Source organism: Xenorhabdus bharatensis (assembly GCF_037996705.1).
Classification (GTDB): Bacteria; Pseudomonadota; Gammaproteobacteria; order Enterobacterales; family Enterobacteriaceae; genus Xenorhabdus; species Xenorhabdus bharatensis.
On record NZ_JBBMXG010000007.1, the window covers coordinates 22,028 to 34,804 of the forward strand.

12 protein-coding genes are annotated in these 12,777 nt (G+C 43.9%); 7 read left to right on the forward strand and 5 right to left on the reverse strand.

All coding sequences use genetic code 11. From position 1 onward, the window contains the following. Positions 1–59: 59 nt before the first annotated feature. Positions 60–1,064 carry a S66 family peptidase gene (locus tag AAC855_RS08385; RefSeq protein WP_340609137.1) on the forward strand — a complete coding sequence of 335 codons (1,005 nt, stop codon included), beginning with the start codon at positions 60–62 and terminating at the stop codon, positions 1,062–1,064. Between the two features lie 33 nt (positions 1,065–1,097). On the opposite strand, the gene AAC855_RS08390 is transcribed toward AAC855_RS08385, so the two are convergent. After that, positions 1,098–1,883 (reverse strand): AraC family transcriptional regulator, encoded by a 786-nt coding sequence (locus tag AAC855_RS08390; RefSeq protein ID WP_340609138.1) that lies wholly within the window; start codon positions 1,881–1,883, stop codon positions 1,098–1,100. Between the two features lie 122 nt (positions 1,884–2,005). Here AAC855_RS08390 and AAC855_RS08395 point away from each other — a divergent pair, with 122 nt between their 5' ends. Continuing rightward, positions 2,006–3,151, forward strand: a complete 1,146-nt coding sequence (locus AAC855_RS08395; RefSeq protein ID WP_340609139.1) for a multidrug effflux MFS transporter — start codon at positions 2,006–2,008, stop codon at positions 3,149–3,151. Positions 3,152–3,187: 36 nt separating this feature from the next. On the opposite strand, the gene AAC855_RS08400 is transcribed toward AAC855_RS08395, so the two are convergent. From AAC855_RS08400 to AAC855_RS08415, 4 genes are all read right to left on the reverse strand, one after another. Continuing rightward, a complete protein-coding gene (locus AAC855_RS08400) occupies positions 3,188–3,487 on the reverse strand; it encodes a helix-turn-helix domain-containing protein (RefSeq protein ID WP_340609140.1) in 300 nt (99 codons plus the stop codon). Further along, a complete protein-coding gene (locus AAC855_RS08405; RefSeq protein ID WP_479715139.1) occupies positions 3,484–3,831 on the reverse strand; it encodes a type II toxin-antitoxin system RelE/ParE family toxin in 348 nt (115 codons plus the stop codon). The genes AAC855_RS08400 and AAC855_RS08405 overlap by 4 nt, the downstream gene beginning before the upstream one ends. A gap of 107 nt (positions 3,832–3,938) precedes the next feature. Beyond that, entirely contained in the window at positions 3,939–4,682 is a 744-nt protein-coding gene (locus tag AAC855_RS08410) for a type 2 GTP cyclohydrolase I (protein ID WP_340609141.1), read from the reverse strand. Between the two features lie 218 nt (positions 4,683–4,900). Further along, entirely contained in the window at positions 4,901–5,104 is a 204-nt protein-coding gene (locus tag AAC855_RS08415; protein WP_340609142.1) for a YbfA family protein, read from the reverse strand. Between the two features lie 351 nt (positions 5,105–5,455). Here AAC855_RS08415 and kdpF point away from each other — a divergent pair, with 351 nt between their 5' ends. The 5 genes from kdpF (at position 5,456) to kdpD (ending at position 12,712) form a co-directional block, all read left to right on the forward strand. Then, complete coding sequence (gene kdpF, locus AAC855_RS08420) at positions 5,456–5,545, forward strand: K(+)-transporting ATPase subunit F (RefSeq protein ID WP_099109093.1); 90 nt, start codon at positions 5,456–5,458, stop codon at positions 5,543–5,545. Continuing rightward, positions 5,546–7,252 carry a potassium-transporting ATPase subunit KdpA gene (gene kdpA, locus AAC855_RS08425; RefSeq protein ID WP_340609143.1) on the forward strand — a complete coding sequence of 569 codons (1,707 nt, stop codon included), beginning with the start codon at positions 5,546–5,548 and terminating at the stop codon, positions 7,250–7,252. It abuts the gene before it with no gap. 32 nt (positions 7,253–7,284) lie between these two features. After that, the gene (gene kdpB / locus AAC855_RS08430; RefSeq protein WP_340609144.1) at positions 7,285–9,351 is read left to right on the forward strand and encodes a potassium-transporting ATPase subunit KdpB; all 2,067 of its coding nucleotides are present in this window, start codon (positions 7,285–7,287) and stop codon (positions 9,349–9,351) included. Between the two features lie 74 nt (positions 9,352–9,425). Further along, positions 9,426–10,007 carry a potassium-transporting ATPase subunit KdpC gene (gene kdpC / locus AAC855_RS08435; protein ID WP_340609145.1) on the forward strand — a complete coding sequence of 194 codons (582 nt, stop codon included), beginning with the start codon at positions 9,426–9,428 and terminating at the stop codon, positions 10,005–10,007. Between the two features lie 2 nt (positions 10,008–10,009). Next, the gene (kdpD, locus tag AAC855_RS08440; protein ID WP_340609146.1) at positions 10,010–12,712 is read left to right on the forward strand and encodes a two-component system sensor histidine kinase KdpD; all 2,703 of its coding nucleotides are present in this window, start codon (positions 10,010–10,012) and stop codon (positions 12,710–12,712) included. Positions 12,713–12,777 lie beyond the last annotated feature (65 nt).

Here is a 12,777-nt window from a genome sequence, read left to right on the forward strand (position 1 = left end):
GGTTAAGGTGCAGTATTCGTTGTGTGGTACCCATTATTATTCAAATAAAAGGTAGCGCCATGATCCTTCCTAAAAAATTATCCATTGGTGAAACTATCGGTTTTTTCTCCTCTTCATCTCCTGCAACTGCTTTTGCTCCGACTCGTTTTGCCAGAAGTGTCCGTTATTTAGAAAGTAAAGGTTATAAAACAAAAGCCGGAATACTCACCGGTAAAAGCGATTTTTATCGTTCAGGCACCATTATGCAACGAGTGGAAGAGTTTAATGCCCTGCTTCGTGATCCAGAAGTAAGGTGTGTTATGTCTACTATAGGAGGTGACAATTCAAACTCAATGCTGCCATATATTGATTATGATGCCATCAGAGAAGACCCTAAAATCATTATTGGTTATTCTGACATAACAGCACTTTTACTTGGAATATATCAGAAAACCAATGTAGTGACTTTTTATGGCCCTGCATTAGTCGCTTCATTTGGTGAATTTCCACCTTTAGTTGATGAGACATTCAATAACTTCTCTCAAATAGTCAATAATAATCATTCTCTTCCTTTTATATATAAACAGCCTGAATGTTGGGCTGATGAGTATATAGAATGGGAAGCGCAAACAGCCCCTAAAAATACATTTCCTAATAAGTGGATTTTTGATGGAAAAGGAACATTCCGAGGCAGATTAATTGGTGGTAATTTAAATACGCTTTGTGGGATCTGGGGAAGTGAATATATGCCTGAAATTAAAACAGGTGATATTTTACTTATTGAAGACTGTTTCAAAGGAATAGAGCTGGTTGAACGCGCTTTTTCCCATCTTCTGTTATGTGGGGTCTTTGATAAAGTTTCAGCGATTATTCTTGGAAAACACGAACAATTTGATGATAAAGGAACGGGAAGAAATTCTCTGGATGTACTGAAAGAAGTTCTGCATGGGAAAGAAGTTCCTGTTTTGGCTGATTTCGATTGTTGCCATACACACCCAATGTTTACTATGCCACTTGGCGTTGACGTTGTTGTCGATTTTGATTCAGAGTCTGTTTATCTGCCTGAACCATATTGTGTCAATTAACTATTTTAAATGATTCAGAGTACAAATTAATTGTTAATTTCTATATGCCTTTCTTTCTGAACCCGCCATATACTCCCGTGGCGGTCTTCCCATTATTTTACGGAAAAAAGTCACAAAAGCACTGTCACTGGTAAACCCCAGCTCCTGAGCAACATAAGATAATGTTTTGCCCTGAGCCAATAATTCTATCGCTTTAACTAATCGCCATTGCTGACGCCATTGTTGATAATTCATTCCCGTTTCACGCTTAAATATACGGGTAATGGTTTTTTCACTGGCTCCAATATAGGTTGCAAGCACTTGTAGTGAAGGCGGTAATTGCTCAAAGGATAAACTCGCAAAACGGCGATCAGCAGGTAATGATAATAACGTTGGTTCCCGGCGCGCCTCGCTAATTTCATCAAGAAATACAGCCAGTAGATTTGCGTTTTTCCCCTGCTTCCAGTCAGTATCAAACGGAGATATTGCAATACGCTCCAGAACAGCCTGTAGCAACGGAGTGGTTTCCAGTATTGCGCACTGTTCTGGCAGGAATTGTATTTCAGAAACATCCAGATAAATTGAGCGATATCCGATGGAACCTCGCATTTCTGCCCGATGACGAGTCTCTGGTGGGATCCATGCCACTCGGGTTGGCGGCAAAATAGAGATCTGGCTGGCCAATGTGATTTTGATACAACCACGCTGAGTAAACAACAATTGCCCCATACTATGTTGATGAAATCCAGAATCATGCTGCCCCATCTCTGCCGCAATACCCGCAACGAGTACATTCAGGTTATCCGGATCAAACAGATCATTTTGTCGCAACCACGCCATATATAGCCCTTAAGTGTGAATGTCTGATTATATAAATATATTGTCTTTATTATTATAAAGAGACAATCACTAAAATGTTAGCCTTCTGAACACAACTCATTCAATTCCATAAGAAAAAGACTATGCAAATCAAACCACCACTTTGGCTAGCCATTGCCCTGATGATGTTTCCTCAGATTGTAGAAACCATCTATAGCCCGGCATTAACCAACATTGCCCGTGGATTTTCCGTCAGTGTGGAACAAGCTTCTCAAACCTTATCACTCTACTTTTTCGCATTTGCTATAGGCGTGGTGGTATGGGGTCGGCTGTGTGATGTTATTGGCAGACGCCCTACGATTATTACCGGGTTATTACTTTATGGTTGCGCCTGTTTGCTGGCTCTATTAACTGAACATTTCTGGTTACTACTTATTGCCAGAATGTTATCTGCTTTTGGTGCGGCAGTGGGGTCAATCGGAACACAGACCATGATGCGCGATAGTTATCGCGGCGAAGAGCTGGCACGTGTTTTCTCTATTATGGGCATTGCTCTGGCTGCCAGCCCAGCCATCGGCATGATCAGCGGTTCCACGCTGAATCATTTTGGTAATTATCAGGCAGTATTTGCAGGTCTGACAGTTTTGGCCGTTATCCTTACGATATGGTCTATGGCACGTTTACCTGAAACACGCCCTGCCACCGTTACCAAAATCGTTTTATCAGAAACAGCCCGTATGATGCTGAAAGATATTTCAATCTGGCGAAGTGCTTTTCTTATCGCTTTATTTAATATTTGTCTATTTAGCTACTATCAACTGGCACCTTTTCGTTTTGATCAACTCGGCCTATCACCAACACTTTTCGGCTACACCGGCCTGCTTCTTGCTTTAGGTGTCATGTTAGGCTCTGTATTGAATAAGCTGTTGTTGAAAAAGAAATGGAGAACCGAAAAACTCACTTTTCTTGCGGCATGGCTTATCTTGTTCGGTGGAATTTTTGTTTATCTACTCGAAAATAGTTGGCTGTTTATTTTTCCCATGTCGGGAATAGTTATCGCCTATGGCGTCGCTATCCCGAACCTTCTGGCGTCTGCGTTAACTCATTATAAAGATAGGCTGGGTACAGCAGGGGCTTTATTGGGGTTATTTTACTACCTACTGTTGGCGGGAGGATTGGCGTTTGCTGGTTGGAGTCAGGCTTTGGGCAATATTCTGATTTATTGTGGATTAGCCACTGTGTTTTTATCCCTGCCAGGTATTATACCAAGCAGGGGCAGTAAATTTTAAAGCTAATAGCACTAATAGAGATATTCCATCAGCGGGCTATATATGGAAAATTTTTCCATTACCTGTCGGGAATTCTACAGTTAAACTCAATTTTCCCCCCATCGCTTCAACGTAGCGTTTCAGGGTGACTAACTTTATATCATTACCCCGTTGTTCTATTTGGGTAATAGCTGGTTGGCTGATACCTAAACTATCAGCCAGCTTTTGTTGAGAAATATTTAACTCTTCCCTTAATAGCTGTAAGCCTGTTTCTAAAATCTGCTCATCAGCCATTTGTTTTATCTCTTCACGCTCTTCTACTGAAAATTCCTGAATTTTTTCTTTGAGAGTTTTCACTTTTTGTCCTCCAAATTCGCCAAATGCGCTTCATATTCAGCATCAGCAATTGGGATCATTTCTTTATAAAAACGCTTATCATTTAAAGCTTTATCACCCGCACATAAGACAATGGCCTGCCTTAGCGGATCAAATGCAAAAAGTGCTCTGAATGGCCTCCCTTTACATTGAATCCTTAGCTCTTTCATGTTATTGAATTTTGAACCATATAAAGAATCAACTGCGGGACGACCTAGTTGAGGACCAAAGGCTTCTAACACACTCAGGTCTGCTAATATCTTCTTCTGTGTACTGATATCTTGTTCATCAAGCCACGCTTCAAAGCGAGGAGTTAAAATTACAATCCACACAATAACCTCATAAGCCATAACTTATAATAGCATTATATAAGCTATAGCTTATATATCAATTGTGTTTAATTATAGTACATAAGTAGTACATAAAAAGCACATCAAGCCGGATTAGGAATATCAATAAAAGTGACATCCAGCCCATGATGATTAGCCAGCCATTCGCCGAGTGTTTTAATGCCATAGCGCTCAGTTGCATGGTGTCCGGCTGAGTAAAAATGCATCCCCATTTCACGGGCAACATGGATAGTCTTCTCTGATACTTCCCCCGTCACAAAAGCATCAACACCAAATTCAGCAGCCTGCTCAATAAAACTCTGCCCTCCTCCGGTACACCATGCAATAGTACGGATCTCTTCCCGTGCATTATCGCCGCAATACAGCACCCTACGCTCCAGTCTTTGCTCAAGACGTTCCGTTAATTCGGCCGGAGTAATCGGTTGATCAAATACGCCATGAGGTAATAAAGCGTCAATGTTTCCTATGACCTTCACTCCCATCTGACGGGCCAGCTGAACATTGTTCCCCAAAGTAGGATGTGCATCCAGCGGGAGATGGTAGCCATACAAGTTAATATCGTTACAGAGTAAAGTCTGCAAACGGCGGCGTTTCATGCCTCGGATGACAGGTGATTCATTTTTCCAGAAATACCCATGATGTACGATGATGGCATCCGCCTCCAGACGCACAGCTTCATCCAGCAAAGCCTGACAGGCCGTCACTCCCGTGATAACACGCTGAATATGGGGGCGTCCTTCTACCTGTAATCCATTAGGGGCATAATCCTGAAACTCCCGAACATTCAATTCCGTATTAATTACATGTTCTAATTCAACATTATTCATTACATACTCCCCATTATTTAGCATTTTCACAATAGAATCCGCACCAATTTACTTGCCTATGGTGATATTGTCTGTTAGTAGTAATAACACATTGACAGTAATAAGCGATAAAAGTAAAACACCCTGCCAGCTTAAGCCGGCAAGGTGAAAGAATACTATATTCGGAAAACTATATCAGGCAGAAAAACGAGGAACAGGACTCTGCCAAGCGGGGAAATTTAGGGATTTAACGTATCTGAAGCAATTTCTGTACGTTCCAGCCAAACTGGTTTATCACTGGTTTTTACCCATACTTTATGTAAGTAGCTGTAGAAACGGGCACGTTCCCGACTAAACAACATGAAAGGAAGTGCAATAACGCCTAATGCGACGGCACCGATGCGCCGCAAGAGAACCTGATGCCGAGAATATTCACGATACATAGAGACCTCCTCAAATGGGCAATAACTCAATAACTGTAAGACCTGACAAATTTTACTCGATAAAATGAAAATTTACTACTGATCCGACCACTTTTTTAAGGCTTAAAATCACTTTTTTTTCATCTTAGCGTAATTTTATTACAAATTAACGATCTAAACAGAAACAAAACCAACATATTAAAAACATAAAATTAACCTATCAGGTTTTGCTAAACTTAATTCTCACAGAGCCAAATTAATTAATATTACTTATATTTACTTTGTGATTTCAGGTTCTCTTTTTATCACTTCTTGATTGGTCATTTTTATTCTAAACCGGTTTGTTATTAAGAAGTAACGAGGAGATAAATAGTGAATAACTTACTTATTATTGGCGCTATTCTGGTCGTTTTATTACTCTTCTATCTGGTTTATGCATTATTGAATGCGGAGGATTTCTAAATGGAAACCTCTGCTTTTTTACTTATCGCTACTTTCTTACTATTACTATTTATATTAAGTAAGCCTCTTGGGAATTTAATCGCACATCTCATTGAGGGCGACTTACCTCACCGGATCACCCATGCTGAAATGATTTTATGGCGTTGTTGTGGCTTAAAAAAGCCGGGTGACAGTGTTAAAGAAATGAACTGGTGGCAATATTCCTTTGCCATTATTGCCTTTAACCTCGTAGGTTTATTGTTACTATTTATCCTATTGATAAGCCAAAAATATCTTCCTCTCAATCCTCAGCATTTTGCGGGTATGAAATGGGATTTAGCACTCAATACAGCAATCAGTTTTGTCACCAACACGAACTGGCAGGCCTACAGTGGCGAAAATACCCTCAGTTACCTGAGCCAGATGGCGGGGTTGACCGTACAAAATTTTCTGTCTGCGGCTACAGGTATTGCCATCGCTTTCGCATTGATACGGGCATTTTCCCGACAAGGAGTGAAAACACTGGGAAATGCCTGGATTGATATCACTCGCATTACACTCTATCTGCTACTTCCTTTGGCGACCATTATCGCGTTGATCCTTGCCAGTCAGGGGGTGATCCAAAACTTCTCTCCATATATTTCTGTTCACACCCTTGAAGGGCATCAGCAATTACTTCCGATGGGACCCGTTGCCTCTCAAGAAGCCATCAAAGTATTAGGAACAAATGGAGGGGGTATATTTGGCGCGAACTCAGCTCATCCTTTTGAAAATCCGAATACGATGAGTAACTTCGTACAGATGATTTCCATCTTTTTGATCCCCAGTGCGTTGTGTTTCGCCTTTGGTCTGGTTGTTGGGGACAATCGGCAAGGATACTCCCTATTGTGGGCAATGGGCATTATCTTTGTCATTTCTGTCGCAATCGTGATGTACGCTGAAACGATGGGAAATCCCCATTTCATGCAAGCGGGCATTAACAGCAATATCAACATGGAAGGAAAAGAATCCCGGTTTGGTATTCTTGCCTCCTCTCTCTATGGTGTAGTCACAACTTCAGCCTCTTGCGGGGCGGTTAATGCAATGCATGATTCCTTTACAGCATTGGGTGGCATGATACCGCTCTGGCTAATGCAAATCGGCGAAGTCGTCTTTGGCGGCGTAGGTGCGGGGCTTTATGGCATATTGTTATTTGTCCTGCTGGCTGTCTTTATTGCCGGCCTGATGATTGGCCGTGCTCCCGAATATCTGGGTAAAAAAATTGATGTTCATGAGATGAAAATGGTCGCATTGGCGATTCTGGTCACGCCTTCCCTTATCCTACTGGGAACCGCGCTATCAGTTTCATTTGCAGCAGGAAGAAGTGCCGTGGCAAACCCGGGGGCACATGGTTTCACCGAAATACTCTATGCTATTACATCTGCGGCTAATAATAACGGCAGTGCTTTTGCCGGTCTGGCAGCCAACAGTGTATTTTACAATCTGCTGTTAGGCATCATCATGTTCCTCGGTCGATTTGGCATCATTCTGCCTGTACTGTCCATCGCCGGATCGATGAGCAGTAAAAAACGGCAGCCTATCAGCAGCGGAACCCTACCCACTCACACTACATTATTCATTGGCTTATTAATTTTAGTCATCTTATTGATTGGAGCACTCACTTTCATACCCGCACTGGCTCTTGGTCCTATTGCAGAGCATTTACAGCTTTGGCAACTATCACAATAAGTGAAGTTGTGAAATAAATAGTGAGATAAGTGATGAGAAATAAAAAGCAGGCATTATTTGAATCCGAACTCGTTCGTCAGGCAATTATCGATTCAGTAAAAAAATGTCACCCTGCCGTCCAATGGCATAATCCGGTTATGTTTGTCGTTTACCTCGGTAGCTGTCTGGCCACTTTATTGTGGCTCAGTATTCTGACCGGCCAAACAACGGGGGATGCCCTCTTTACCGGTTCCATTGCTTTATGGTTGTGGTTCACTGTGCTGTTTGCCAATTTTGCAGAAGCGCTGGCGGAAGGACGCAGTCAGGCTCAGGCCTCCAGTCTGAAAGGTGTCAAAAAAACAACGTGGGCAATCAGGCTTTCATCCCCCAACCGCGATGCGGCAAAAGAAAAAGTCACGTCCGATTGTTTACGCAAAGGCGATATTGTACTGATAGAAGCGGGTGAAATTATCCCCTGTGACGGCGAAGTCCTTGAAGGCGGAGCTTCTGTTAACGAAAGCGCCATTACCGGTGAGTCAGCACCAGTGATACGGGAATCTGGCGGGGATTTTTCTTCCGTGACAGGAGGCACACAAGTATTGTCAGACTGGTTAATTGTAGAATGTTCCGTCAATCCGGGAGAAACCTTCCTCGACCGGATGATCTCAATGGTTGAAGGAGCCAAGCGGCGAAAAACACCGAATGAAATTGCCCTGACCATTTTACTTACCGCACTCACCATCATTTTCCTACTAACCTGTGCCAGCTTACTCCCCTTTTCCCTATTCAGTGTTGAAGCCAACCACACTGGCGCACCTATCACAGTTACCGTGCTGATTGCACTTTTAGTTTGTTTAATTCCCACTACCATTGGAGGGCTGCTTTCTGCCATTGGTGTAGCAGGAATGAGCCGTATGCTGGAAGCCAATGTCATTGCCACCAGCGGACGTGCCATTGAAGCCGCAGGTGATGTCGATGTGCTGTTACTGGATAAAACCGGAACAATCACTTTGGGGAATCGTCAGGCTTCTCAGTTTCTGCCCGCTCCCGGAGTGACAGAACGACAATTGGCTGATGCTGCACAGCTTTCCTCTCTGGCAGATGAAACACCAGAAGGTCGCAGTATCGTCATTCTGGCAAAACAGCGCTTCAATATGCGCGAACGTGATCTGCGTACATTAAATGCTACATTTGTTCCTTTTTCTGCCATGACCCGCATGAGCGGAGTCAACATCAACGATCGCATGATCCGCAAAGGTGCTGTTGATGCCATCCGACGCCATATTGAAGCTAACCGCAGCCAGTTCCCTGAGGCCATTAATCTGCTAGTGCAACAGGTTGCAAGCAAAGGAGGTACACCGCTGGTTGTCGCTGAAAATCAGCGGGTTTTGGGTGTCGTAGCCCTGAAAGATATTATTAAAGGCGGCATAAAGGAGCGTTTCAGTGAAATGCGCAGAATGGGGATCAAAACGGTGATGATCACGGGCGATAACCATCTGACAGCGGCAGCCATTGCTGCTGAGGCCGGTGTAGATGATTTTCTGGCGGAAGCGACCCCCGAAGCAAAACTGACGTTGATCCGCCAGTATCAATCTGAAGGGCGTCTGGTTGCCATGACCGGCGATGGTACAAACGATGCTCCCGCGCTGGCTCAGGCTGATGTGGCCGTTGCCATGAACTCAGGAACTCAGGCCGCAAAAGAGGCCGGTAATATGGTGGATCTGGACTCCAATCCTACGAAATTAATTGAAGTGGTACGTATTGGTAAACAGATGCTGATGACCAGAGGTTCTCTAACCACATTTAGCATTGCTAATGATATTGCTAAGTATTTCGCCATTATTCCGGCCGCATTCGCTGTCACTTATCCGCAACTTAATGCGCTGAATATCATGCACCTCCATTCACCACAATCAGCAGTGCTGTCAGCGGTTATATTCAATGCGATTATCATTATTTTTTTACTGCCGCTCGCTCTGAAAGGCATCAGCTATCGTCCGATGAATGCTCTGTCACTGCTGAGGCGTAACTTATGGATATATGGTCTGGGTGGGTTGCTGCTGCCTTTTGCGGCGATCAAACTGATCGATATGCTACTCACTGTATTAGGCTTTAAATAACACGTGCTTTTTTGAAGACGATCACTTGCAGATCATCATCCTCTCAGGATTTGACTATCAGGTAAGGTGAAAAAATGACTTGGTTACGTTCTTCCATTGTTCTGTTGATATTTCTCACCCTGATCACCGGGATCGCATATCCGCTACTAATCACAGGTCTGTCCACAACCTTGTTTCACCATCAGGCGACAGGTTCACTCATTGAACAGGATGGTGAGTTACTCGGTTCAGAATTAATCGGTCAGGAATTTACCAAAGCGGGCTATTTTCATGGACGGCCTTCAATGACGGCTGAACTGCCTTACAATGCACAATCATCCGGGGGAAGTAATCTCGCACCAACTAACCCGCTTTTATTCCAGAAAATACAACTGCGCATTATTAAAATACGTCTATTTAACCACCCGGAAAATCATCCTATTCCTGTCGATTTAGTCACCGCATCCGGTAGTGGACTTGATCCCCATATTTCACCTGAAGCTGCTGTATTTCAGGCTCATCGCATTGCTACAGCCCGGCATCTGCCGGTAGATTTAATCAATAAGCTGATTGAGGAAAACACTGAGTTTCCGCCAATACACTACTTAGGTCAGCCTGTTGTCAACGTACTGAAACTCAATCTGGCATTAGATAACCAGCGAGCACAAGGCAAATAGCGATGACTGAAACAGAGCCACAACGTCCCGATCCAGACAATTTACTGACGTTGGTAAATGAAAAACCACGGGGCAAACTGAAAATTTTCTTCGGAGCCTGTGCCGGCGTAGGAAAAACTTACGCCATGTTACAGGAAGCTCAACGCTTGCTGGCTCAGGGGCTGGATATTATTGTCGGCATCGTTGAAACACACGGACGGCAGGAAACTGCCGCTCTATTAAAAGGCCTGCCACAGTTACCGCCAAAATATATCTACTCAGCGAAACGCCGGGTCGCGGTATTTGATATTGATGCGGCTATTGCCCGTCACCCTGCCGTCATCCTGATGGATGAATTAGCCTACAGTAATCCGAAGGGTTGTCGCCATCCTAAACGCTGGCAGGATGTGGAAGAACTGTTGGAAGCCGGTATTGATGTCCTGACTACCATTAACGTACAACATCTGGAAAGCCTGAATGATATTGTCGGCGGTATTACCGGTATCCGGGTGAGGGAAACTATTCCTGATCATATCTTTGATAATGCCGACGATGTTGTTCTGGTTGATCTGCCTCCTGATGACCTGCGCCAGCGGCTTCACGAAGGTAAGGTTTATATTCCGGCTCAGGCTGAACGGGCAATTGAACATTTTTTCCGTAAAGGAAACCTGATTGCTCTGCGTGAACTGGCCTTGCGCCGTACCGCAGATCGTGTGGATGATCAAATGCGCGCTTTCCGCGATACGCGGGGAAAAGAGCCGGTCTGGCATACGCGGGATAACCTGCTGTTATGTATCGGCGATAATCATGGTAATGAGAAATTGATCCGCAAAGCAGCCCGGCTTGCCGCGAAGTTAGATTGTACCTGGCATGCTGTTTATGTTGAAACGCCTAAATTACACCGGTTGCCGGAAATCAAACGTCGGACTATTTTAAAAACATTGATGCTGGCGCAGGAACTCGGTGCAGAAACTGCCACACTTTCGGAGCCTCATAAAGAAAAAGCGATCCTTCGCTACGCCAGAGAACACAACCTCGGAAAAATCATCGTCGGGCGCTATCATAGTTTATATTCCACACTCTTCAGCCATAGATGGCGTTCTGATTTTGTCGAACGCTTAGGCAAACTAGGGCCTGATCTGGATATCATTATTATTGCCCTCGAAGATAAAAAACAGCACGGTAGCAAAGAACAGGCTGAGCATCGCTTATCCAATGACAAATGGATAAACCAGCTTCAGGGGTTCCTGATCGCAATTATACTGTGCACCTTTATTACCTTATTTTCTCGCACAGTTTTATTCCCTCTCGATAAAGCCAACCTGATCACCCTCTATCTGCTGGGCGTTGTTGTCATTGCGTTGTTTTACGGGCGCTGGCCCTCCGTATTTGCTGCTTTTATCAACGTTGCCAGTTTTGATATCTTTTTTGTTAAACCCCACCTGTCACTGGCTGTTAATGATATGCAATATCTGCTTACCTTTACTGTCATGCTGATCGTGGGGGCGGTCGTCGGGAATCTGGCCGCAGGTATACGTTATCAAGCCAGAATTGCGCGCTACAGGGAGCAGCGGACACGGCATTTATATGAAATCACACGAGAACTCGGCCGGGCATTGAATGAAGAAGACGTTGCCCGTATCAGTTACCATTTTTTATCCAATAGCTTTCTGGCAAAAACAGGATTATTACTGCCGGATGGCAATAATCATCTTTATCAGGTGAAATCCTACAACGGTGGGCAGATGTTAGTTGATGAAGCCATCGCAAAATGGTGTTTTGATAAAAAACAGCCCGCGGGAGCAGGAACGGATACTCTGCCGGGCGTACCTTATCAGTTAATTCCCATCGCCACCCCGTCACAAATTTTTGCTGTGCTTGCGATTGAATCAGCGAATCCCCGGCAGCTATTAGTGCCTGAGCAACAACGGTTACTACAGATTTTCACCGGAATTATTGCTAACGCACTGGAGCGCTTACATCTGGCCCGTGGTGCAGAATCCGCCAAGCTGGAGAGTGAGTGGGAACAATTACGTAATTCATTTATGACTGCGCTGTCACATGATTTGCTGACGCCATTGACTCATCTGTCTGAACAAACCGAAGTACTCAGACAAAATTTGCCCGTTACAAACTCGCAGCATGCTAAACAATTTCAGCATATTCATCAGCAAATCCTGAATATTTCACATCTGGTGAATAACATGCTGGATATCGTGCGTATCCAATCAGGCAGCCTTCAACCCAATTTTAGCTGTTATTCACTGAAAGAAATCATCGATAGTGCTTTACGCTCACTCGATTATGCCTTAAGTCATTATAAGATAGATCTTTTCCTGCCTGCTGATTTGTCCCTACAGTGCGATGCTCCTTTATTAGAACGTGTCTTTGTCAATCTACTGGAAAATGCCATCAAACATACAGAGAAAGGCTCAACACTGGGCATCAAAGCAACAATTGAAAAAAAACAGGTCAATATCGAAGTCTGGGATACCGGCTCAGGGCTACCGGGCGGAAAGGAAAAATCCATTTTTGATAAATTCTCACCTATCCCCCGCAAACATCGCACACCCACGGTGCCGAATGCCGGATTAGGACTAACGATTTGTTATCACATCATCGAAATTCACAATGGAAGGATATGGGCGACAAATAATGAGAAAGGCGGGGCCAGTTTCCATTTTTCCCTGCCGATTTGTTCCACCAATGATAACCGAGAAAAATGACACTCAGCTTCATATAAACCATAAAGAAAGCACCCTGAAAAATATGAATTTTATCTTAAAGAAAT